Genomic DNA, 23,415 nt, shown 5'->3' with positions numbered 1-23,415 from the left:
AAGTCCTTGTGCTTACTCGGCCAGCGCCTCTTCGGCCTTGGGCTGGCGCGCGGCATTGGCTGCGCTCTTGAAGGGGTCGTGGCCCAGGCGGCGCAGTGCGTCGATGAAGAATTCGCCGGGCTGGCGCAGCTCGCGGAAGGTGGCGAGCACGGCCTCGATCACGTCGGGTACTTCAGCGGCGGAGAAGGCCGGCCCCACGGCCTTGCCGGCCAGGGCCGGGCCCGACAGGGCCGAGCCGTCCGAGCCGCCCAGCGTGACCTGGTACCACTCCTTGCCGTCCTTGTCCACGCCCAGAATGCCGATGTGGCCGCTGTGGTGGTGGCCGCAGGAGTTGATGCAGCCGCTCATGTGCAGATCGATGGGGCCGAGGTCGGCGACCTCGTCCAGGTCCTGGTAGCGCTCGGTGATGGCGGCTGCAATCGGCAGTGAGCGCGCATTCGCCAGCGCGCAGTAATCGCCGCCGGGGCAGGCAATCATGTCCGTGAGCAGGCCGATGTTGGGCTGGGCCAGGCCCAGGGCGCGTGCGGCTTCGTACAGGGCCGGCAGGTCGCTTTCGAACACCCAGGGCAGCAGCAGGTTCTGCTCGTGCGTGAGTCTTGCCTCGCCCGCGCTGAACTGCTGGGCCAGCTCGGCCAGTGCGTCCAGGGTGTCGGCATCGGCGTCGCCGGGCGCAAAGCCCACGCGCTTGAACGACAGGGTCACGGCGGCCATGCCGGGCAGACGGTGGCCGCGCACGTTCTGCTGGAGCCAGCGCTGGTAGAGCTGGCCTTCGGGCTTGACCTGGCTGGGCTGGTTCGCGGGCTTGAGCTCGGGCACGACAAAGCTGGCCTGCACGCGCTCCAGCTCGGCGCGGCTGATGGTGTGGGGCGCGCCGTCCTGCTCGATGATGGCGCGGTACTCGGCCTCCACGGCGTCCACGAATTTCTGGCCCTCGGACTTGACGAGGATCTTGATGCGTGCCTTCCACTTGTTGTCGCGTCGGCCATAGCCGTTATAGACGCGGATGATGGCTTCCATGTAGTTGAGCAACTGGTCCCAGGGCAGGAACTCGCGCAGCACGCTGCCGATCACGGGCGTGCGTCCCATGCCGCCGCCGACCTTGACGGTAAAGCCCACGGCGTCGGGGTCCTGGCCTTCGCCCGCGCGGCGCGCCTGCAGGCCGATGTCGTACCAGCCCGTGGCCGCGCGGTCTTCCTCGGCGCCGTTGAAGGCAATCTTGAACTTGCGCGGCAAAAAGGCGAACTCCGGATGCAGCGTGCTCCACTGGCGCGCGATTTCGGCAAAGGGCCGGGTGTCCAGAATCTCGTCGGCCGCAATGCCCGCATAGGCTTCGCAGGTGATGTTGCGGATGGTGTTGCCGCTGGTCTGTATGCCGTGCATGTTGACCTCGGCCAGCAGGTCCATGACATCGGCTGCGCGCGTGATGGGAATCCAGTTGAACTGCACATTGGTGCGCGTGGTGAAGTGGCCGTAGCCGTATTGCAGCGGCGCGGCGGCCAGCGTGAGGCCGGGCTGGGCGGCCTGCAATGCGTCCTGCGAGGTCTGGGCATGGGCCAGCAGCTCGGGCTCGGGCCTGTCGTATTCGCGCGCGATGTGGGCCAGCACCTGCAGCTGGCGGCTGCTGATTTCGCCATAGGGCACGGCGATGCGGGCCATGGGCGCATAGCGCTGTATGTACCAGCCGTTTTGCAGGCGCAGCGGCAGCAATTGCTCATCGCTGAGCTCGCCGCGCTGCCAGCGCTCCAGCTGGTCGCGAAACTGCTGGGCGCGCAGACGTAGGAACTGGGTATCGAATTCTGTGTATTGGTACATGGCGCTAGGTCGTGAGGTGCAGCCCGGCTGCGGCTGGATCGGGGTCGGTGCGGCATCTGCAGGCCTTTGGGCCCTGGCGCCCAACCCCGTATGGCCCGGACTTTAGGCAAGCCCCATATAAAACCCAACGATTGTTTTGTCCTGCCCTTATGCGGATAAGCATATGCGCGAGCTGTGGTGCGGGCTACGGCCTGGCGCTGCGGCGCAGGCCACGATTCACGCATTGCGAGGATGGTGTTGGACCGGTGCTGCTGCCGCGCATCTGCGGGCGCTACCATGGCGCCCATGACTGAATCCTCTTGCAAGCATTTGACGATACTGACCGGCGCTTCGCGCGGCATGGGCCTGGCCATGGCCAGGCAGTTGCTGGCCGCAGACCGGCTGCTGATCACCTTGTCGCGCTCCACCAGCGAGGAGCTGGCCGGCGTGGCCGCGCAGTCCGGTGGCGGGATCGAGCAGTGGAGTCTTGATCTGGCCCAGCCCGAGGCTGCGGCCCGGCGCCTGGGCGAATGGCTGGCGGGCCAGCAGCCGGGCCGCTATGCGAGCGCCACGCTGATCAACAACGCGGGCGTGATTCCGCAGATCGCGCCGCTGTCGCGGCTGGACGCGGCAGACATTGCAAAGGCCATGCGCGTGGGCCTGGAGGCGCCCATGCTGCTCACGGCGGCCTTTTTGGCGGCCACCGAAGACTGGAACGGGCCGCGCAAGGTGCTCAACATCTCCTCGGGCCTGGGCCGGCGTGCAATCGCCTCCCAGGCCGCCTATTGCGCGGCCAAGGCCGGCATGGACCACTTCAGCCGCAGCGTGGCCATGGATGAGGCGCTCAAGCCCCATGGCGCGCGCATTTGTTCGCTGGCGCCGGGGGTGATCGACACCGACATGCAGGTGCAGTTGCGCAGCGCTGCGGCCCAGGATTTCCCGGATCTGGCGAACTTTGCCCGGCTCCAGCAGACCGGCAGCCTGACATCGCCCGAAGAGGCGGCGCAGCGCGTGCTGGCCTGGCTGGAGCGGCCCGACTTCGGCGAGCAGCCTGTGGCGGATGTGCGGCAGGCCTGAGCAGACTCTCAGATCGTAAACACGTTCTAAGAGCAAAAACCTGCACCATGGCGCAGTGTCGGCCTCGGGGCATGCGGCTGCGGCGACAATGCAGGTCCTAGACGCACTCATGGGTGCCGGGCCGGGGCTTACAGGCGCCGCGTCCGGTCAGGCCTGATCCGGCCGGCCCGAAAAGCACGACACATGCTTGTGTGCCACACCTGCCTGCAGGCCGGCCCGCGCGCCGGCCGGGCCCTGATCCGGGGCCGGATTTCAAAATTTCGGGAGTTGCCTTTTCATGTTTCGCCAACTGATTGCCTGCACCACCATGGCCGCCGCCATGGGCATGAGCTTTGGTGCCGCCGCCCAGAATGCGGCCGCCGATTATCCGAACAAGCCCGTGCGCCTCATCGTGCCGTTTCCGCCCGGGGGCGGCACGGACATTCTGGCGCGCGTGATCTCCAACAAGCTCACCGAGATCAGCCACTGGACCGTGGTGCCCGACAACCGCGCGGGCGCGGGCGGCACGATAGGCATCACCGAGGCCGTGAGGAGCGCGCCCACGGGCTATGACATGGTCATGGGCCAGAAGGACAACGTGGTGCTGGGCCCCTACCTCTACAAGAGCCTGCCCTGGAATCCGGTCAAGGATTTGACGCCCGTGGCCCATGTGGCCTACACGCCCATCGTCATCGCGACCAGCATGAACTCGGCCTACAAGAGCATGGCCGATGTGGTGGCCGCGGCCAGGCAGCAGCCGGGCAAGATCACCTATGGCTCGCCGGGCAACGGCACCAGCATCCATATTGCGGGCGTGTTGCTGGAAAAGGCCGCTGGCATAGAGCTCACCCATGTGCCCTACAAGGGTTCCAACCCCGCGCTCATGGACGCGCTGGCCGGCAATGTGGACCTGCTGGTCTCGTCCGTGCCTTCGGCCATAGGCCAGATCAAGTCGGGCAAGCTGCGCGCGCTGGCCGTGACCTCGGCCAGGCGCTCGTCCTCCCTGCCCGACACGCCCACGCTGGCCGAGACCGGCCTCAAGGGCTTTGACGTGAGCACCTGGTATGGCCTGTTCATGCCCAGGAATGCGCCTGCAGCCGTGGTCGCCAAGGTCAATGCCGAGGTCAACAAGCTGCTGGCCCTGCCCGAAGTGCGCGAGGCCATACAGACCCAGGGCGCCGAGCCTCAGGCCATGAGCGTGGCCGAGTTCGACAAGATGTTCAAGCTGGATTTCAGCCAGTCCAGGCAGCTGGTGGAATCCTCGGGCGCAAGCATCCAGTAAACAGGGCGATGGCATCTCACAATCGATGCCGTCAAAGCCCTCCTCTTCGGGGCCGGGGATGGGGGCAAAGGCTCAGGCTGGGGATTTAGATGCCATCGCTTTGACCCAGTAACCCGTCGCTACTCAAAACAAGAGCTGCCAGTGCTTGCCCCTTCTGGGTTTCAGGTTGAAAACGATCTGAAATCCAATGGAATCAAGCGCTGGCAGCTCATTTTTTAATGCCTCAAGACCAGGGGCGCTACGCGCCCAGGTATGCCCGCCGCACCGCGTCGTTGCGCAGCAGGTTGGCGCCCGTGTCCTCCAGCACCACGGCGCCGGTCTCCAGCACATAGCCGCGGTCCGCGATCTGCAGCGCGCGGTTGGCGTTTTGCTCGACGAGGAACACGGTCACGCCCTCGGAGCGGATCATCTGGATGATCTCGAAGATCTGCGCAATGATCAGCGGCGCCAGGCCCAGCGTGGGTTCGTCGAGCAGCAAAAGGCGCGGCCGGCTCATCAGGGCCCGGCCTATGGCCAGCATCTGCTGCTCGCCGCCGCTCATGGTGCCCGAGCGCTGGTGGGCGCGTTCGCGCAGGCGCGGGAACAGCTCGAACACATGCGCGATGCCGGCCTCTATGCCCTGCTTGTCGAGGAAGAAGCCGCCCATCTTGAGGTTTTCGGTGACCGTGAGGTCGGGGAACACGCGCCGCCCTTCGGGCGAGACCGCAATCCCCTTGCGCATGATGTGGTGCGTGGACAGCTGGGTGATGTCCTCGCCCTCGAAGCGGATCAGGCCCGAGCTTGCGCGCGGGTTGCCGCAGACGGTCATGAGCAGCGAGGTCTTGCCCGCGCCGTTGCTGCCGATCAGCGAGACGATCTCGCCCTGGTTCACGTGCAGGCTGACCTGGTTGACCGCGCAGATGGCGCCGTAGTGGGTGCTAATGTTTTCCAGTTCCAGCATGGCCATCAGGCTTCTCCCAGATAGGCCTTGATGACCCGTTCATCATTGCGAATCGCCTCGGGCAGGCCCAGGGCGATGGGCTTGCCGTACTCCATGACCAGAATGCGCTCGGACACGCCCATGACCAGGCCCATGTCGTGCTCGATCAGCAGCACGGCCACGCCGTACTCGCGGCGCAGCCGGTCGATCAGGGCCTGCAGGTCCTTCTTCTCCTGCGGATTGAGGCCGGCGGCGGGCTCATCGAGCATGAGCACGCGCGGCTGGGTGATCATGCAGCGCGCGATCTCCAGGCGGCGCTGATGGCCGTAGGCCAGGTTGCCGGCCTCGCGGTTGGCGAACTCGCGCAGGCCCATGAAGTCCAGCCAGTGCAGGGCGCGCTCGATCTTTTCCTCCTCGCTGCGGCGGTAGCCGGCGGTGTTGAACAGCCCGGCCAGCAGCGAGGCGCGTGACTGGCCGTGCTGGGCCACGAGCAGGTTTTCCAGCGCCGTCATGGACTTGAACAGGCGCACGTTCTGGAAAGTGCGCACCACGCCGTGGTTGGCCACCTGGTGGCTGCTCGCGCCCGCGATGGAGCGCCCGTCCAGCAGCACGGTGCCGCCGCTGGGCTGGTAGAAGCCGCTGATGCAGTTGAACACCGTGGTCTTGCCCGCGCCGTTGGGGCCGATGATCGCAAACACCTCCTGGGGGCGCACCTCGAAGCTCACCTGGTCCACGGCCAGCAGGCCGCCAAAGCGCATGCTCAGATCCTTGACTTGCAGCAGATACTCGCTCATGGCTGGACCTCCACATGGCGGCGGCGCATGGGCAGCAGCCCCTGGGGGCGCCAGATCATCATCAGCACCATGACCAGGCCGAAGATCAGCATGCGGTACTCGGAGAACTCGCGCGCGAGCTCGGGCAGCACGGTCAGCACGATGGCCGCGACGATCACGCCCAGCTGCGAGCCCATGCCGCCCAGCACCACGATGGACAGGATCAGCGCCGACTCGATGAAGGTGAAGGACTCGGGGTTGACGATGCCCTGGCGCGCAGCGAAGAAGGCGCCGCCGAAGCCCGCGAACATGGCGCCCAGCGTGAACGCCGACAGCTTGATCCGCATGGGGTTCAGGCCCAGCGAGCGGCAGGCGATCTCGTCCTCGCGCAGCGCCTCCCAGGAGCGGCCTATGGGCATGCGCACCAGGCGGTTGGACACCCACAGCGTGGCCAGGGCCAGCAGCAAGGCCATGAGGTAGAGAAAGATCACCATGTGCAGCGAGTTGAACTCCAGGCCGAAGAACTGGTGGAACGTGGTGCCACCTTCCACGCTGGGGCTGCGCGTCATCTCCAGGCCCAGGACCGTGGGCTTGGGAATGCTGGAGATGCCGTCGGGCCCGCCGGTCCAGTCGGTCAGATTCACCAGCAGCAGGCGGATGATCTCGCCAAAGCCCAGGGTCACGATGGCCAGATAGTCGCCGCGCAGGCGCAGCACGGGAAAGCCCAGCACAAAGCCGAACAGGGCTGCGGCTGCACCGGCCAGCGGCAAGGCCTCCCAGAACGACCAGCCGGCCCAGTGGAACAGCAGGCCGTAGGTATAGGCGCCCACGGCGTAAAAGCCCACAAAGCCCAGGTCCAGCAGGCCGGCAAAGCCCACGACGATGTTCAGGCCCAGGCCCAGCATCACGTAGATCATGGCCAGGGTGGCGATGTCCACCGCATTGCGGCCCGCGAAGAACGGCCAGGAGACGGCGATCAGCAGCGCCGCGAGGATCAGCCCGTTGCGGTGCGAGGGACGGGCCTGGGGCAGGGCGGGCAGGCTGATCCTGGGCAGCACGCGCGCGAGCAGGGGGCGCAGCAACTGCGCCACGAACACCAGGGCGCAGGCCCAGATCACCGTGCTCCACTCGGGATTGATGACGGTGCGGCTGCCTGCGCGCTCCAGGTGCAGGCCGAAGATGGGAATGACGACCAGGGCCGTCATCACGGTGGCGATCAGGGCGCCTTGCAGATTGATCTTCTTGCGCATCAGACCTTCTCCACCTCGGGTTTGCCGAGCAGGCCCGTGGGACGGAACAGCAGGATCAGCACCAGCAGGCCGAAGGCCACGATGTCCTTGTATTCCGACGAGATATAGGCGGCTGCAAACGTCTCGGCCACGCCCAGCAGCACGCCGCCCAGCATGGCGCCGGGAATCGAGCCTATGCCGCCCAGCACGGCTGCGGTAAAGGCCTTGATGCCGGCCAGAAAGCCGATGAAGGGATTGAGCTTGCCCACGGCTAGCGCAATCAGCACCCCGCCAACGGCGGCCAGCATGGCGCCCAGCACAAAGGTGAACGAGATCACGCGGTTGGTGTCTATGCCCAGCAGGTTGGCCATGTGCATGTCCTGGGCGCAGGCGCGCGAGGCACGGCCCATGCGCGAGTGGCGTATGTACAGCGTGAGCAGCACCATGAGCACCACGGCCACGACGATGATGAGAATGCGAGAGTAGGGCACATAGACTTCGAAGCCGCCCTCGGCGCCAAAGCGCAGGGCGCCGGGAATCAGCGAGGGCACGGCCATGTCGCGCGCGCCCTGGCCCAGGGCCACCCAGTTCTGCAAAAAGATGGACATGCCAATGGCCGATATCAGGGCCACCAGACGCGGGCTGCGGCGCAGCGGTTTATAGGCCACCTGCTCGACCACCAGGCCATAGGCGCCGGTAATGAAAACCGAAACCACGAGCATGAGTCCGATAATCGCCCAGACCGGCAATCCGCTTTGCGTGCCAATGGCCGACAGCGTGACCAGGCCGATATAGGCACCGATCATGTAGATGTCGCCATGGGCGAAGTTAATCATCCCGATAATGCCGTAGACCATGGTGTAGCCAATGGCGATCAGCGCATAAATTGCGCCCAGGGATAGGCCGTTGAACAGCTGTTGCAACAGCTGAGGTAAAAATTCAGACATGATGTTTTGCCACCCCTAAACAGGAAAAGGCCTGAAAGGCCAAAATGCAATGATCCGGGGCATGCACACAAGACATGCCCCGGACACACTCTTAGAGGTGGATTACTTGGCTGCGATGGACTTGCTGCCGTCCTTGTGCCATTGGTAGACCTGGAAATCGAAGGACTTGAGGTCACCCTGCTTGTTCCAGGAGATCGGGCCGAGCACGGTCTCCACCGTGGACTTGTGCAGGTGATCGGCCACCTTGGCAGGGTTGTCGCCTGCGGCCTTGATGCCTTCGATCAAGGCCTGGGTGGCGGCAAAGGCCGTGAGCTGGAAGGCGCCCGAGGCATTGCGCTTCTTGTCCTGGAAGGCCTTGACCACGGCCGCGTTCTTGGCGTTGGAGGCAAAGTCCGCAGGCAGGGTCACCAGCATGCCTTCGACGGAGTTGCCTGCAATCGCATTCACCTCGGGGTTGCCCACGCCTTCGGGGCCCATCATGCGCACCTTGAGGCCTTGCTCCGAAGCCTGGCGCAGCAGCAGGCCCATTTCGGGGTGGTAGCCGCCGTAGTAGACGAAGTCCACGCCTGCGCTCTTGAGCTTGGTGATCACGGCCGAGTAGTCGCTGTCGCCGGCATTGATGCCTTCGAACAGGGCCACCTGCACGCCAGCCTTCTTGAGGTCGTCGCGCACCGAAGCGGCAATGCCCTGGCCGTAGGACTGCTTGTCATGCAGCACGGCTACTTTCTTGGGCTTGGCCTTGTCCAGGATGAACTTGGCTGCGGCCGGACCCTGCTGGTCGTCGCGGCCGATGGTGCGGAAGATGAAGTGGTAGTTCTTGCCGTCGGTCAGGGCCGGTGCGGTGGCCGAGGGCGTGAGCACGACCACGCCTTCGTTGTTGTAGATGGGCGCTGCGGCAATCGATGCACCCGAGCACACGGGGCCGATCACATAGCCGATCTTGGCATTGACCACGCGGTTGGCGGCAACCGGGCCCTGCTTGGGCTCGCAGGCATCGTCCACGGGAACGAGCTCGATCTTCTTGCCATTGATGCCACCGCCTGCATTAGCGAGTTCGACAGCGGTATTCACGCCTTCCTTGACCATGTCGCCATATTGGGTCAGGGGACCTGTGGTGGGAATCACCAGCGCGATCTTGACTTGCGCATGCGCTGTGGAAAACAGGGCTGCGCCGGCCAGGCCCAGTGCAGCGACAACGGTGTGCATGCGAAACGGAATCTGCATGAGGATTTCCTTCAACTTTGGGTAAAGTGTTCTGAAAAACGCGACAGCCCCTGTAGGGACAGGTCGCGCAAAGAGTTCCAGAGTAATCGACTAGTAATAAATCGCAACAGGGTATCCGGGGGTGGCGTGGATTAATGCTTTTCGCTAGCCGCTGATGCTGAAAAAAGAATTAAACAAATCGGATACTTAGACGACATGTCCGGCACAAAAGAATGCCGGTTTGCGATGAAAGCATGAATGCCCAAGTGCCTTCGGGGGATATGATTTCTGTCGTTGTAGCGCTATCACAACTACATTTTACGGGCCAATGCAGCAGGTTTCAGAAATCGGCAGCGGCCTCGAACCGCATCCAGGCACCGGTTGCCGGATGCGCAAACTCCAGGGCCTGAGCATGCAGCAGCAGCCGCGTGGCGGCCTGCTGGACCTGGGGTGGCGCATAGAGTGCGTCTCCCAGAATAGGGTGGCCGATGGCCGCAAGGTGCAGGCGCAACTGATGGGTGCGCCCGGTCAGGGGTTGCAGTTCCACACGGGTGCGGTCGGGCGACATCTGCTCCATGGTGCGCCACAGGGTCTGGCTGGGCTTGCCGCGCTCGGCATCGATGATGCGCAGGGGGCGCCGCTCCCAGTCGGCTGCAATCGGCAGGTCGATGCAGTGCCAGCCGGGCTCCGGGCCACAGGCCGAAGCAGTCTCGCTAGCTGGCGCTAGCAGGCCGCAGTCCTTGGCTGGCGGACGGCCGTGGACCACGGCCGCATAGCGCTTGTGCACGCGCCGCTCGGCAAAGTCCTGGCTGAGCCGGCGCTGGCCGGGCGGGTTGCGCGCCATCAGCACCAGGCCCGAGGTTGCCTGGTCCAGCCTGTGGACCACCAGGGCATCGGCCCAGCGGCTGGCGGCGCGTGCGCTCAGGCAGTCCTGCTTGTCGGGGCCACGCCCGGGCACGCACAGCAGGCCTGAAGGCTTGTCGAGCACCAGCAAGTCATCATCGGCATACAGGCAGCGCAGAAAATCAGGGGCCTGGTTCATTGAGCAGGCGGTGCACGGTGGAGCACAGCTCTTCCACGTCATTCGGTTTGTAGATCAGGGCTCTGGCGCCTGCCGCCAGCGCGGCTTGCTCGATCTCGGCCGTGATGTAGCCCGAGGCCAGGGCGATGGGTAGCTCGGGCCGTATGCCCAGAGCCTCGCGCACCAGGTCGATGCCGCTGTAGCCGGGCATGTTGTAGTCGGTGACCAGAAGGTCGTATGCATGAGGCGCCTCGCGCAGGGCTGCGGTTGCAGCATGCGGATCGGTGAAGCCGCTGACCCGGTAGCCGCGCCGGCCCAGCAGGCGCTGCAGCAGCAGCACCAGAGCCTGGTCGTCGTCCACATACATCACATGATGGCCCGAGGGAGGAGCGGCCGAGGCGGCGCTGGCCAGGACGGGCGCCGCAGCGGGAGCCAGTGCAGGCGCTGTCAATGCCGCCGCCGGTTGGGGCGGGCTTTCGCCACCCCCGGGCAGATCGGCCAATGGGAAGTACAGCGTGAAGCGGCTGCCCTGGCCGGGCACGCTGTAGACGTCGACGGCGCCGCCATGGGTGCGCATTACGCCGTGAACCACAGGCAGACCCAGGCCCGTGCCCTGGCCCACGGGCTTGGTGGTGAAGAAGGGCTCGAAGATGCGCCGCACGGTCTGGGCTTCCATGCCGGGGCCGTTGTCCTGCACGGACAGGGCCAGGTAGCTGACCTGGGACAGGCCCAGGCGCTCGCACAGCCGCTGGTCGGGGCGCAGCAGCTCGGCCTCCATCTGCACCAGCCCGCGCCTGTCGGCCAGCGCGTGCACGGCATTCGAGCAGAGGTTGAACAAGGCTTGCTCCACCTGCATGGCATCGGCCAGGATGGGGGGCAACTGCTCGGGTACGTGCACCAGGAGCTCGATGGCCGGAGGCAGGGTCACGCGCAGTAGTTTGGCCGTGTCGTGCATGGCTTCCTTGACCTGTACGGGGCGGCGCTGAGGCGGCTCATTGCGGCTGAAGGTCAGTATCTGGCGCACCAGGTCGCGCGCCCGGCGTCCGGCTTTCTCGATTTCTCCCAGGCTTTCCAAGGCGGCCTGATTGTTCTGGCTGTCGGCCTTGGCCAGCTCCACATTGCCGAGGATGGCACCCACGATGTTGTTGAAGTCATGGGCTATGCCCCCGGCCAGCGTGCCCAGGGCCTGCATCTTGTGGGATTCGCGCAATTGCGCTTCGAGTTCGTTGCGCTGGGCCTCGGCCTTCTTGCGGCTGGTCAGATCGCGCGCGAACACGGTCGTGGTCTCGCCGCCGCTGTGGTGCTCGAAGGAGATGCTGACCTCGACCGGCACCTCGCGGCCGCTGGCCGTGCGTGCGCTCATCTCTCCCAGAACGGCCTGTGTCGCCAGGGGCGCAAACGCCAGGGCATGGGCTGCATCCGGTAGAAAGCGCGCAAGTTCCGATCCGAGAGCGTCGTGCGGCGGGCACAGAAACAAGGCGGCGGCGGCGGGGTTGAAGACCGTGATGCGCTGGTCCTGGTCCAGGCAGATGATGGCATCCAGCGCCGAGTTGATCACCGACTCCAGTCGGCGCTCGCTGGAGAAGAGCTGCTGGTTGCGCTGCTGCAGGGCCTGGCGCTCGGCCAGCAGCGGGCCCTGGTCGACCACGGCGCACAGGTACTGGGCCACGGGCTGGCCGTCCTGCTGGGGAATGGCGACGCAGGCAATGTGCAGGTCGCCGCGCAGCATTCTCTCTTCGGTGATCCTGAACGAGACCTCGTTGACCTCGCTGCGGCCAAAGTCGCGCGCCGCAAGAAAGGCGCTGCGCACGCGGTCCAGATCCTGCTCCTGCACGAAAGGCATGAAGGAGACCAGCAGCCGGTCGCGCTCCGTGGGCTGAAAGGCGCTGTGGGCCATGGCGTTGGCCTGCACCACCATGTCGTGCTCGTCGAGTACCAGCAAGGGCAGGGGGATGCTGGCGAGCAGTGCCTCAAAGCGCTCGGATGCGCTCTCGGCCACGGCCTGGCTGTAGTCCAGAACACGGTTCTGGATTTCCAGCTCGCGCTGGTAATTGCGCAACTCGACCACCAAGGCCTGCAATGGGTCGGGCTCGGGTGGACGGGGCGGGGGGGCAGGCTGTTGAGGGGTGGGCATCAACAGCGCATGCAGCGGAAGTCCGCTGCTGTCATCTGATGCGTCTGGTGTTGTCGGAGAACTCATGGCGCGGCAATTGGGCGCAGGGGCGCGGACGGCTTTGGAGTGTAAGCGCAGGTTGCAGCAGCCACAAGCGCCCAGGCCTGCTATGCGTAGTCCTGCACGGGAATGCAGCTGCAATACAGGTTGCGATCGCCATGCACGTTGTCCACACGCCCCACAGGGCTCCAGTACTTGGTCTCGCGCAGCGAGGCCAGTGGGTAGGCTGCGCGCTCGCGGCTGTAGGGGTGTGTCCATTCCTGCTTGAGCAGGCTGGCTGCGGTGTGCGGGGCGTTCTTGAGCAGGTTGTCGTCCTGGGGCTGCAAGCCCTGTTCGATCTCGCGGATCTCCTCGCGTATGGCCATCATGGCGGCGATGAAGCGATCGATCTCGTCCAGGTTCTCGCTTTCCGTGGGCTCGACCATGAGCGTATTGGGCACGGGAAAGGACAGGGTGGGGGCATGAAAACCGTAGTCCATGAGGCGCTTGGCCACGTCTTCGGCCAGCACGCCGCTGCTGCTCTTGAGGTCGCGCAGGTCGAGAATGCACTCGTGGGCCACATGGCCGCTGTCGCCTGCATACAGCGTGGGGTAATGTCTTGCGAGTCGGGCGCTGATGTAGTTGGCGCTCAGGATGGCGGTCTCGCTGGCCTGCCTCAGGCCGGCTTCCCCCATCATGCGGATGTACATCCAGCTGATGGGCAGCACTGCGGCATTGCCCAGAGGCGCCGCAGACACGGCGCCGACATGCATGCTGTCGCTGCTGTTCCCGGCCGCCGTGGCATGGCCGGGAAGATAGGGCGCGAGGTCCTCGACCACGCAGACCGGCCCCACGCCGGGGCCGCCGCCGCCATGCGGGATGCAAAAGGTCTTGTGCAGGTTCAGGTGGCTCACATCGCCGCCGAACTCGCCGGGCGCAGCCAGGCCGACCAGGGCATTCATGTTGGCCCCGTCCACATAGACCCGGCCGCCGTGCGCATGCACAAGCTCGCAGAGCTCGCGAATCCGGGTCTCGAACACGCCATGCGTGCTGGGGTAGGTGATCATCACGCAGGCCAGGCGCTCGCCGTAGAGCGCGCACTTGGCGCGCAGATCGGCCAGGTCCACATTGCCCCGGGCATCACAGGCCGTGACCACGACCTGCAGCCCGGCCATCTGCGCGCTGGCCGGATTCGTGCCATGGGCACTGCTGGGGATCAGGCAGATGTCGCGCTGCTCCTGGCCCTGGGCCTGGTGGTAGGCGCGAATCGCGAGCAGGCCCGCGAGCTCACCTTGCGAGCCCGCATTCGGCTGCAGGCTGACGCCTGCATAGCCGGTGGCTTCGCAAAGCCAGGCGCGCAACTGCTCATCCAGCGCGGCATAGCCTTGCAACTGGTCGGCCGGGGCAAAGGGGTGGATGTGGGCGAACTCCGGCCAGGTGATGGGGATCATCTCGCTGGTGGCGTTGAGCTTCATGGTGCACGAGCCCAGGGGGATCATGCTGCGGTCCAGGGCCAGGTCCTTGTCGCCGAGCCTGCGTATGTAGCGCAGCATGGCAGTCTCGCTATGGTGGCTGTTGAAGACCGGGTGGGTGAGAAAGCGGCTGCTGCGCAACAGATGCTGGGGGATCAGGGGCTCTAGGCCATGCTCGAAATCCGCAAAGCGCGGCAGGGGCTGTCCGTCCTGGGCGAAGATCTGCCAGATCAGCTCGACATCGGCGCGCGTCGTGGTCTCGTCCAGCGAGATGCACAGATACTCTTCAAAGTAGATTCTGAGGTTCGCGCCCATGGATACAGCGCGGTCAGCTATTTTTTTTGTAGCTTCTCCAGTGTGCAGGCTCAGGGTGTCGAAGCAGGGGATGGAGCGCAAGGGCGCTCCCAGCTGGGCCAGTCCCTTGGCGAGTATGGCCGTATAGGTGGCCACGCGACGTGCAATGCGAGCCAGCCCCTGCGGGCCGTGGTAGACCGCATACATGCTGGCGATGACGGCCGGAAGCACCTGGGCCGTGCAGATGTTGGAGGTGGCCTTTTCGCGGCGTATGTGCTGCTCCCGCGTCTGCAGGGCCAGCCGGTAGGCAGGCTGCCCCTGGCTGTCCAGGCTGACGCCGACCAGTCGTCCCGGCAGGGAGCGCTTGTATTCGTCGCGGCAGGCCATGAAGCCCGCATGCGGGCCGCCCGCCCCCATGGGCATGCCAAAGCGCTGGCTGCTGCCGATCACGATGTCGGCCCCCCATTCACCGGGCGGCTTGATCAGGCTCAGGGCCAGAAGATCGGCCGCCACGATGAAGGCCGCCTGCCTGGCGTGCACGGTCTGCACATCGGCGCCCAGGTCTTCGAGGCGACCGCTGGTGGCCGGGTACTGGGCGAGCACCGCGAAGTAGTCACCTGCGAGCAGGGCATCCCACTCCTGGCGCGAGTCGGCGAGCACGACCTCGATGCCCAGCGGGCGGGCCCGGGTCTGGATGACTTCAATGGTCTGCGGGTGTGCATCGCCTGCGACCACAAAGCGCTGGCTGGGGCTTTTGACCATGCGCCTGGCCAGGGTCATGGCCTCGGCCGCTGCCGTGGCCTCGTCGAGCATGGAGGCATTGGCAATCGGCATGGCCGTGAGATCGCAGACCATGGTCTGGAAGTTGATCAGCGCCTCCATGCGACCCTGGCTGATCTCGGCCTGGTAGGGCGTATAGGCTGTGTACCAGGCCGGATTCTCCAGGATGTTGCGCAGGATCACGCCAGGCGTATGCGTGCCGTAGTAGCCCTGGCCTATGAAGCTCTTGAGCACGCGGTTTCTGCGCGCCAAGGCCTTGAGCTCGGCCAGGGCTTGGGCCTCACCCATAGGGGGGGGCAGGGCCATGGGCCCACTTTTGCGTATGGCTGCCGGCACCACGGCATCGACCAGGGCCTGGCGCGAGGCTGCACCTATGACGCTCAGCATCCGGGCCTCGTCTTCGGGCGCGATCCCTATGTGGCGGGCCTGGAACTCTCCGGGGGTTTCGAGGGCGGCAAGAGGATGGGGGCCGATCATCAGCATGGCAGACCTGTCTCAAGAAAGTGTTGTACCAAGCACCGGCCTGGGAGGTTTCTCAGGCCCGGCAAAAGAACAAGGGCGCTTGCGCGCCCCTGGAGTTCATCATGCGTTCTGTGCAAAGGCCGTATAGGCGGCCTCGTCAAGCAGTGCGCTCAACTGGCCGGCGTCGCTGAGCCTGATCTTGAAGAACCAGCCGGCGCCCAAGGGATCGCTGTTGGCCAGCGAAGGGTCGGCGCGCAGGTCTTCATTGACGGCCACGATCTCTCCGCTCACAGGCATGAAGACGTCGGCTGCGGCCTTGACGGATTCCACCACACCGGCCACTTCGCCCTGGGCAAAGGTGGTGCCCACGGCCGGCAGGTCGACGAAGACCACGTCGCCCAGCGCGTCCTGGGCATGGACCGTGATGCCGACGACGGTGGCCGCAGGGTCGCTGGCGTCTACCCACTCGTGATCCTTGGAATATTGAATGCTCATGGCGTGCTCCGGAATGAAAAATCGTGAAAAGGGTTGGAGAAAGGTCTGTCCGAACTTTAGGGCAAGTCGGAGGGGCTGCAATTGCTGAGGAGCATCCCCAACTAGCCCCGGTGGTAGCGCGCAGGCACAAAAGGCGTGGCTGTGACCTTCATGGGAATGCGCTTACCGCGTACCAGAGCGAACAGCTCGCTGCCTGCGACTGCGTGGCCGGGTTGAACATAGGCCAGGGCAATCGGCAGGTCCAGCGTGGGGGACAGCAGGCCGCTGCTGACCTGGCCTACGCGCTGTCCCTGGGCGTTTTGCAATTCTGCGGGTTCGCGTACAGGCACGCGCTCCTGTGCGATCAGACCCACGCGCCTGCGCGTGAGTGACTCGGGCGACTGCAGTTGCGCGAGCACGCGGTCGGCGCCAGGAAAGCCGCCGGCCCGCTCGCCGCCAGCGCGCCGGGACTTTTGCATGGACCAGGAAAGACTGGCCTCCACAGGCGTGGTCGAGCTGTCCAAGTCATTGCCATACAGGCACAGGCCGGCCTCCAGCCGCAGGGAGTTGCGTGCCCCCAGCCCCACGGGCGCAACCTCGGGCTGGGCCAGCAGGGCGCGGGCCAGGGCTTCGGCCTGGGTTGCGGGCACGGAAATCTCGAAACCATCCTCGCCGGTATAGCCGCTGCGCGTGATGTAGAGATCGCTTCCCTGCCACTGAAAGTGCGCGCCCGTCATGAAGACCAGTTGCTGCACCTGGGGCAGAAGGCGCGCCAGTGCGGTCGCGGCCAGAGGCCCCTGCAGGGCCAGCAGGCCGCGATCGAATTCGGGCCGGATGTCGCAGCGCTGGCCTATGTGGGCCAGCATGTGGATCAGGTCGGCTTTCTTGCAGGCGCCGTTGACGATGAGAAGCAGATCCTGCTCACGGCGCACCAGCATCAGATCGTCAAGAATGCCGCCCTCGTCATTGAGCAGCAGGCCGTAGCGCTGATGGTGCCGGGCCAGCCCCAGCACATCCATCGGAATCAGGGATTCGAGGGCTGCATCGGCCTGTTCGCCGAGCAAGCGGATCTGCCCCATGTGGGAGACATCGAACAGGCCTGCGGCCCGGCGCGTGTGCAAATGCTCGGCCATGAGACCCTGACCGTATTGCATAGGCATGGCGTAACCGGCAAAGCCCACCATGCGTGCACCCAGTTCCTGGTGCAGTGCAAAGAGTGGAGTCTGGAGCAGGGCCGGGGCGCAGTTGGAAGCAGTGGAGGAGGACAAGGGCACTTTCTTTCCGTAAGAGCAGGGATGGGGTGCAGCTCGGCATGCCGAGTACCTGGTCCCGCTGTCCGCTTTACCTGAGAGATTCGCCCTCGCCTTCCATGCGCGGGGTTTGCTCCTTCGGTGGATGGCCTGGGCCATCTCTCTCCAGCTGGGAACGCCTGTGGCCGTGGCGGCAGGCGGTGTCAGTCCTTTTGCCTGAGCGTTCGGGACTGCCCCTGCGCCTTCGGCGGCCCGCGCCATGCGGACTCTCTCCTGACGCAAAAAATTCTAACTATTTTGTGCGGACCGACCGTGCAATTTTGGCGAAATCCAAGAGGTCTAGGTGATATCCATGACTTCATGCCGCCATCGTGGAGGATCAGGCGTTATGTGGCCCTGCGGGTTGCCAGACTGTCGGCCCCGCTTGACTTCGCTCCAGCCCTGCGGGCCAGTGCCCTTGCAGGTGGTCTGCGTCGAAAGCGAATCCTTGCAATAGCTGGGCTATCGTGCGGTATCGCATCTCGCATCCCATCGAGCCAAGACACTGGCGCGGCGCCGAGGAGACCGAAAATACGGTCTTAAACCGAAAGCTCAGCCCGGATGATGGCTGCGCCTGCGCTGAGTGCATTGAGTTTGCCTCGGGCCACATGACGGGGCAAAGGCGCCATGCCGCAGTTGGTGCAAGGGTAGAGCTTGTCGGCATCGACAAACCGAAGTGCTTTCCTCAGGGTGTTGGCTACTTCTTCGGGCGTTTCAATGTTCTCGGTAGCCACATCAATGGCTCCGACCATCACTTTCTTGCCACGAATGAGCTCGATGAGGTCGATGGGGACATGAGAGTTCTGGCATTCCAGTGAAATGATGTCGATATTGGATTGCTGCAGTTTGGGAAAAGACTCTTCATATTGACGCCATTCCGAGCCCAGCGTTTTTTTCCAATCGGTATTGGCTTTGATGCCATAGCCGTAGCAAATATGCACGGCAGTTTCGCATTTGAGCCCTTCAATCGCACGTTCCAGGGTGGCGATACCCCAGTCGTTCACCTCATCAAAAAAGACATTGAATGCAGGTTCATCAAACTGGATGATGTCAACGCCTGCAGCCTCCAGTTCCCTAGCTTCCTGGTTGAGGATCTTGGCAAACTCCCAGGCCAGTTTTTCACGGCTCTTGTAGTGTGCGTCATAGAGCGTATCGATCATCGTCATCGGGCCAGGCAAAGCCCACTTGATAGGCTGCTTGGTTTGCTGGCGCAAAAACTTGGCGTCTTCTACAAATACAGGCTTTGGGCGGCTTACCGCGCTCACAACGGTCGGCACGCTCGCATCATAGCGGTCGCGAATCCTGACGGTTTCACGTTTCTCAAAGTCGACTCCGTCAAGGTGTTCGATAAATGTGGTGACAAAATGCTGACGGGTTTGCTCGCCGTCACTGACGATGTCAATGCCAGCGTGCTGCTGCTCCTGCAGCGACAGGCGCAAAGCATCTTGTTTTCCCTCAAGCAATTCATCGCCCTCTAATTTCCAGGGCGACCAGAGCTTCTCGGGTTGTGCGAGCCAAGAGGGTTTCGGCAGGCTGCCGGCTGTTGAGGTGGGCAGTAATTTCTTCATGATCAGGGCTTTCGTGTATTTGGGTTGATTAGAGAGCGTAATTGGCGGCCCATTGATCAAGCATGCTCTTGTATGGCTTGATGAAGTGCTCCTCTGTGAATTTTCCTTGCTTCACCGCCAACTGGCTGCGCTCTTCGCGGTCATAGACAATCTGAGTCAAAGAATAATCTTGGTTCTTGAGGCTTGGTTGGTAAAAATTTCCTGCCACAGAATTCGCGTTGTAAATCTCGGGTCGGTAAATTTTTTGAAAAGTCTCCATCATACTGATGGTGCCAATCAACTCCAGATCGGTGTAGTCACCAAGCAGGTCGCCTTGGAAATAAAAAGCCAATGGAGCAACACTATGGGGCGGCATGAAATAACGCACTTTCAGCCCCATTTTTTCAAAATACTGGTCCGTTGAAGAAAGCTCATTTTGCCGATATTCAATCCCCAGTATGGGGTGGCGATTTTCCGTCCTCTGATAGGTCTTGCTGGTGGAGGCGCTGATGCAGATGACTGGCGGCTTGCTGAAATGCTGCTGGTAGGCCTTGGAGCTTATGAAGTGTTTGAACAGCTTTCCATGCAGCACACCAAATTCAGCCGGCGTGCTGAACGTGGAATTGTTGCTGTTGTGCTCCAGCAGAAGTACGCTGAAATCATAGTCGCGTACATAAGAGGAAAAGTTGTTGCCAACAATGCCGTCAATATGCTTGCCTGTTTTCTTGTCAAAAATCTTTGCCTGCAATATCTCGATCAACGGAAATGCGTTGCTGCGGGCTTCTGATTCAATATTCATCTCAACGGAGATGATTTCTATTCCCACCGCATAGCGATCACCCTTTGGATTGTCCCAGTAGGCCAAGCTGTTGAAGCGGTTGTCAATCATCCTGAGCGTCTTGCGCAGATTATCCTGACGGCTGACACCTCTGGCCAAATTGGCAAAATTGGTCGTGATGCGCGTACTGTCCGATGGATGGTAGTTCTCATCAAAACAAATGCTCTTGATGCTGAATGCGAAATCTTTGCTCATTGTGCTTGCCTAGGCTGAATTATCTGAAAAATATGAATATGTTTATTCGGTGCTTTTAAACCTCGCGCTGCGCATGATTTCCACAGCAGTGGGGGAATCTGGGCATTGGCAGGTGATCGTTGGCAGTCGGGTTACAAGGCTTCAGGCCGCAGCCATCTCCTCGGCGCTGGCAAGGCTTGCATGGCAGCCCAGCTCTATCAAAGGCAATGCGCGTTGGACTGCCAATTGGGTCCTTTGGATCAAGGTCTCGCTTTGCAGGCGGTAGTCCACAAAATCCTGGTCGGTCGCATAGACACCCAGCGGCAATGTGCGTGCCTGGAAAAAGCTGAATAGTGGCCGCAACTGGTGGTCAATCACCAGGGCATGGCGCTGGCTGCCGCCCGTGGCAGCCAGCAACACAGGCTTGTCGATCAATGCATCCTGGTGAATGAAGTCGAAGAAATGCTTGAACAGGCCCGTATAGGCGCCACGAAAAACCGGCGTCACCACCACCAGCACGTCTGCTTTCTCGACTTCAGCCAGCTCCTGCTCGACCGCGTCGGGCAGCTGCGAGCGCCAGACTGCGCCAGCAAGCTGCGGTGCAAGCTGCCCCAACTCGACCATGTGTGGCTCACACGGAACTTCGTGGGCTATCAGGTCCACCAGATGTGCAGCCAGGGCGGCAGACTTGGAGGGGCGCTGCAATCCGCCGGAAACCGCTACGACGCGGAGTGGACGTGTCATTTCTGCTTTCAATCAAGGACAAAACGAGAGCTGTGGCGCAGCGTCGAGATTGGCTCCTGCCCCTCGCAACCTCAGACAGTCACGGGTCTCCATGACTGCGCCTCGGCATGCAAGTGCACAAGAGGGGCCGATCGTATTGATATTGATCAATGAAGTAAAATGGTCTTATCTCATACATCCATTAATTTGAATCATTCAAATGCTTGAGCGCATCCATCTCAGCATCGTCCAGCAGGTCGAGAAGCAAGGCTCGTTGACCGCAGCTGCCGGTGTGCTTCACCTGACCCAGTCCGCCCTCAGCCACAGCATGAAGAAACTGGAGCAGCAACTGGGCACCGACATCTGGCTGCGCGAAGGCCGCAGCCTGCGCCTGACGCAGGCCGGCCAGTACCTGCTGGCAGTGGCCAACCGGGTGTTGCCACAGCTGGATCTGGCCGAAGAGCGTCTGGGCCAATTTGCGCAGGGCGAACGCGGTGCGCTGCGCATAGGCATGGAATGCCATCCCTGCTACCAGTGGCTACTCAAAATCGTTGCCCCCTATCTGACCGCGTGGCCGGACGTGGATGTGGACGTCAAGCAGAAGTTCCAGTTCGGCGGGATAGGTGCGCTCTTCGGCTACGAGATCGACCTGCTGGTCACGCCCGACCCATTGTTCAAGCCGGGGTTGAAGTTCGAGCCGGTATTCGACTACGAGCAGGTGCTTGTCGTACCCAAAGGCCATGCCCTGGCCACGGCGGCCTATGTGAAGCCCCGGCAACTGACCCAGGAAGTGCTCATCAGCTATCCCGTGGACATCGAGCGCCTGGATATCTACAACCAATTCCTGCTGCCCGCCGGCGTCACGCCCAGGCGCCACAAGGCCATAGAGACCACCGACATCATGCTGCAGATGGTGGCCAGCGGGCGCGGCGTCGCCGCGCTGCCACGCTGGCTGGTCGAGGAATACGCCACCAAGATGGACGTGGTGCCCGTGCGCCTGGGCGCGCGCGGCATCGCCAAGCAGATCTTTCTGGGCGCACGCGAGACGGACACCGCCATCGACTACGTGCGGGCCTTTATCGAGCTGGCCCGCCAATCTGCCACGGCCACCATGGTGCAGGAGACCCACTGATGCACAACACCGCTGAACGCCAAGCGCTGCCCCTGCCCGGCGGCCACAACAAGGTGCTGCTGCACTCCTGCTGTGCGCCCTGCTCGGGCGAGGTCATGGAGGCCATGCTGGCCTCCGGCATCGACTACACCATCTTCTTCTACAACCCCAACATCCACCCGCTCAAGGAATACGAGCTGCGCAAAAACGAGAACATCCGCTTTGCCGAGCAGTTCGGCGTGCCCTTTATCGATGCGGACTACGACCGGGACAACTGGTTCGAGCGCGCCAGGGGCATGGAGCACGAACCCGAGCGCGGCGTGCGCTGCACCATGTGCTTTGACATGCGTTTCGAGCGCACAGCGCTGTATGCGCATGAACATGGATTTCCGGTAATCACCAGCTCGCTGGGCATTTCGCGCTGGAAGAATATGCAGCAGATCAACGACTGCGGCGTGCGTGCGGCGGCCAGGTACCCCGGCCTGATGTACTGGGAATACAACTGGCGCAAGGGTGGTGGTTCGGCGCGCATGATCGAGATCAGCAAGCGCGAGAACTTCTACCAGCAGGAGTACTGCGGCTGCGTCTACTCGCTGCGCGACACCAACCGGCACCGGGTGGAAACTGGCCGCGAGCGCATCCAGTTGGGCGTGCTGTTCTACGGCGAGGAAGGCTCCCCGAAAGACTGAGGCGTCTTGCCAGTGCGCTCAGTGCTGGCATCTCCAACACATCCCCCAGACCCGCCAAACATGGCAAGACCCTTGATGCATCCCGAGAATTCCAGGCGCGCAGCCCCTGTCACCGACGCCTACTCGCTGGAAGTCAGCGCCAAAGACATGGCAGCCCTGACCGCCGCAGCGCCCCAGATAGTGCCCGGCTCCACCATTTCCATTCCCTACCTGGCAAACCAGGACAATGCAGCGCGACTGGCCGCAGCGCAGGCCGTGCGCGGGCTTGGCCTGGAGCCCATGCCACACCTTTCTGCGCGCCGCATGACTTCACTGGCCGAACTGGAGTCCTTCGTTCAGTGTGCGGTGGCCGAGGCCGGTGTCAGGCAGTGCTTTGTGATCGCGGGAGATCCATCCACCCCGGCTGGCCCCTTCCCCGACAGCGCCTCGCTGATCGAAACCGGCGTATTCGAGCGCTCGGGCATCCAGGTGCTTGGTGTGGCTGGCCACCCCGAAGGCCATCCCGCCATGGGCATGTCCGACGGCTGGGATGTGTTGCAAAGCAAGTGCCGCAGCATAGAGCAGCGCGGCATGAGGCCCTTGATCGTCACCCAGTTTGCCTTCGATGCCGACGCCGTGCTGGCTTGGCTGCAAACCCTGCGCGAGCGTGGTGTCCACCATCCCGTGCGCATCGGTGTGCCAGGGCCTGCGGGCGTCGCGGTGCTGGCACGCTATGCCGCCTTGTGCGGCGTCGGCGCCTGCGCATCGGTATGGTCCAAGTACGGCGTGTCCATCGGCAAGCTGTTCGGCACAGCAGGGCCGGACCGTCTGGTGGACCGCCTGGCCGCAGGCCTCACCGAGGCACATGGCAGGGTGAGCCTGCACTTTTTTCCCTTTGGAGGCATTGCACAGTCTGTCAGCTGGATAGCGCAGTACCGCACCCGCGCTGCCTAGTCTTTGACGAGAGCGCTTGTGTGCAGTGTGCGCCCGCACGGGGCCCCCGCACTGTGCCCCTCATTGCGCTTGTCTTGCCTGGCCTGGAAGCTCTTGGCGAAGCTTCTCGGAAAAAAGAAAAGCGCCCCGGGCCCGGGGCGCTTTGCGATACAGCCGACCGTGATGACGCCAGGTATGGCGCTGGTCTGGAAAGTACCCTCTGGCGTGCGGTAGCCTGCCGGGGTCTTGCCCTGCTGTGCGCTCCGGTAAGAGCGAC

At 63.4% G+C, this 23,415-nt stretch carries 19 protein-coding genes and 2 riboswitches; of the genes, 5 read left to right on the top strand and 14 right to left on the bottom strand.

The features are described 5' to 3' along the window. Positions 1-12: 12 nt before the first annotated feature. Entirely contained in the window at positions 13-1,812 is a 1,800-nt protein-coding gene (locus G486_RS0107585; RefSeq protein ID WP_027015003.1) for a nitrite/sulfite reductase, read from the bottom strand. A 285-nt stretch (positions 1,813-2,097) separates the two neighbouring features. Between G486_RS0107585 and G486_RS0107580 the strand changes: the two genes are divergently transcribed. After that, entirely contained in the window at positions 2,098-2,868 is a 771-nt protein-coding gene (locus tag G486_RS0107580) for an SDR family NAD(P)-dependent oxidoreductase (protein ID WP_027015002.1), read from the top strand. A 277-nt stretch (positions 2,869-3,145) separates the two neighbouring features. After that, the gene (locus G486_RS0107575; protein WP_027015001.1) at positions 3,146-4,129 is read left to right on the top strand and encodes a Bug family tripartite tricarboxylate transporter substrate binding protein; all 984 of its coding nucleotides are present in this window, start codon (positions 3,146-3,148) and stop codon (positions 4,127-4,129) included. 238 nt (positions 4,130-4,367) lie between these two features. Here the strand turns inward: G486_RS0107575 and G486_RS0107570 are convergent, their stop codons facing one another. The 13 genes from G486_RS0107570 to msuE all read right to left on the bottom strand — a co-directional run bounded on the left by G486_RS0107570 (position 4,368) and on the right by msuE (position 20,447). Then, a complete protein-coding gene (locus tag G486_RS0107570) occupies positions 4,368-5,069 on the bottom strand; it encodes an ABC transporter ATP-binding protein (protein WP_034386931.1) in 702 nt (233 codons plus the stop codon). 5 nt (positions 5,070-5,074) lie between these two features. Continuing rightward, positions 5,075-5,842 carry a high-affinity branched-chain amino acid ABC transporter ATP-binding protein LivG gene (gene livG, locus G486_RS0107565; RefSeq protein ID WP_027014999.1) on the bottom strand — a complete coding sequence of 256 codons (768 nt, stop codon included), beginning with the start codon at positions 5,840-5,842 and terminating at the stop codon, positions 5,075-5,077. Beyond that, positions 5,839-7,071 carry a high-affinity branched-chain amino acid ABC transporter permease LivM gene (locus G486_RS0107560; protein ID WP_027014998.1) on the bottom strand — a complete coding sequence of 411 codons (1,233 nt, stop codon included), beginning with the start codon at positions 7,069-7,071 and terminating at the stop codon, positions 5,839-5,841. The genes livG and G486_RS0107560 overlap by 4 nt, the downstream gene beginning before the upstream one ends. Further along, entirely contained in the window at positions 7,071-7,997 is a 927-nt protein-coding gene (gene livH, locus G486_RS0107555) for a high-affinity branched-chain amino acid ABC transporter permease LivH (protein WP_027014997.1), read from the bottom strand. The genes G486_RS0107560 and livH overlap by 1 nt, the downstream gene beginning before the upstream one ends. Positions 7,998-8,099: 102 nt before the next feature. Further along, a complete protein-coding gene (locus G486_RS0107550; protein ID WP_027014996.1) occupies positions 8,100-9,221 on the bottom strand; it encodes a high-affinity branched-chain amino acid ABC transporter substrate-binding protein in 1,122 nt (373 codons plus the stop codon). Between the two features lie 319 nt (positions 9,222-9,540). Further along, the gene (locus G486_RS0107545) at positions 9,541-10,242 is read right to left on the bottom strand and encodes an RluA family pseudouridine synthase (protein ID WP_027014995.1); all 702 of its coding nucleotides are present in this window, start codon (positions 10,240-10,242) and stop codon (positions 9,541-9,543) included. After that, positions 10,226-12,421 (bottom strand): PAS domain-containing hybrid sensor histidine kinase/response regulator, encoded by a 2,196-nt coding sequence (locus G486_RS0107540; protein WP_027014994.1) that lies wholly within the window; start codon positions 12,419-12,421, stop codon positions 10,226-10,228. Before G486_RS0107540 ends, G486_RS0107545 begins: the two co-directional genes overlap by 17 nt. An 80-nt stretch (positions 12,422-12,501) precedes the next feature. Then, on the bottom strand, positions 12,502-15,402 hold the full coding sequence (gene gcvP, locus G486_RS0107535) for an aminomethyl-transferring glycine dehydrogenase (RefSeq protein WP_027014993.1): 2,901 nt from the start codon (positions 15,400-15,402) through the stop codon (positions 12,502-12,504). Positions 15,403-15,501: 99 nt separating this feature from the next. Continuing rightward, positions 15,502-15,876: a glycine cleavage system protein GcvH gene (gene gcvH / locus G486_RS0107530; protein WP_027014992.1), complete on the bottom strand. Its 375-nt coding sequence runs from the start codon at positions 15,874-15,876 to the stop codon at positions 15,502-15,504. 101 nt (positions 15,877-15,977) lie between these two features. Next, positions 15,978-17,123, bottom strand: coding sequence for a glycine cleavage system aminomethyltransferase GcvT (gcvT, locus tag G486_RS0107525; protein ID WP_027014991.1), 1,146 nt, complete (start codon positions 17,121-17,123; stop codon positions 15,978-15,980). Positions 17,124-17,177: 54 nt separating this feature from the next. Next, a riboswitch (glycine riboswitch) is annotated at positions 17,178-17,284 on the bottom strand. Positions 17,285-17,299: 15 nt separating this feature from the next. Next, a riboswitch (glycine riboswitch) is annotated at positions 17,300-17,391 on the bottom strand. A 292-nt stretch (positions 17,392-17,683) separates the two neighbouring features. Then, the gene (locus G486_RS0107520; protein ID WP_027014990.1) at positions 17,684-18,712 is read right to left on the bottom strand and encodes a methionine synthase; all 1,029 of its coding nucleotides are present in this window, start codon (positions 18,710-18,712) and stop codon (positions 17,684-17,686) included. A 28-nt stretch (positions 18,713-18,740) separates the two neighbouring features. Continuing rightward, a complete protein-coding gene (locus tag G486_RS0107515) occupies positions 18,741-19,724 on the bottom strand; it encodes a DUF1852 domain-containing protein (RefSeq protein WP_027014989.1) in 984 nt (327 codons plus the stop codon). 141 nt (positions 19,725-19,865) lie between these two features. After that, entirely contained in the window at positions 19,866-20,447 is a 582-nt protein-coding gene (msuE, locus tag G486_RS0107510) for an FMN reductase (RefSeq protein WP_027014988.1), read from the bottom strand. Between the two features lie 199 nt (positions 20,448-20,646). Between msuE and G486_RS0107505 the strand changes: the two genes are divergently transcribed. From G486_RS0107505 to G486_RS0107495, 3 genes are all read left to right on the top strand, one after another. Continuing rightward, entirely contained in the window at positions 20,647-21,558 is a 912-nt protein-coding gene (locus G486_RS0107505) for a LysR family transcriptional regulator (protein WP_027014987.1), read from the top strand. Beyond that, positions 21,558-22,226 (top strand): epoxyqueuosine reductase QueH, encoded by a 669-nt coding sequence (locus G486_RS0107500; protein WP_027014986.1) that lies wholly within the window; start codon positions 21,558-21,560, stop codon positions 22,224-22,226. Before G486_RS0107505 ends, G486_RS0107500 begins: the two co-directional genes overlap by 1 nt. 75 nt (positions 22,227-22,301) lie before the next feature. Continuing rightward, positions 22,302-23,159, top strand: coding sequence for a methylenetetrahydrofolate reductase (locus G486_RS0107495; protein WP_027014985.1), 858 nt, complete (start codon positions 22,302-22,304; stop codon positions 23,157-23,159). The last annotated feature ends 256 nt before the right edge of the window (positions 23,160-23,415 follow it).

Source organism: Comamonas composti DSM 21721 (assembly GCF_000429845.1).
Lineage (GTDB): Bacteria > Pseudomonadota > Gammaproteobacteria > Burkholderiales > Burkholderiaceae_C > Comamonas > Comamonas composti.
The sequence above is the reverse complement of the archived record's forward strand: the minus strand, read 5'-3'. Positions and strand labels throughout refer to the sequence as shown.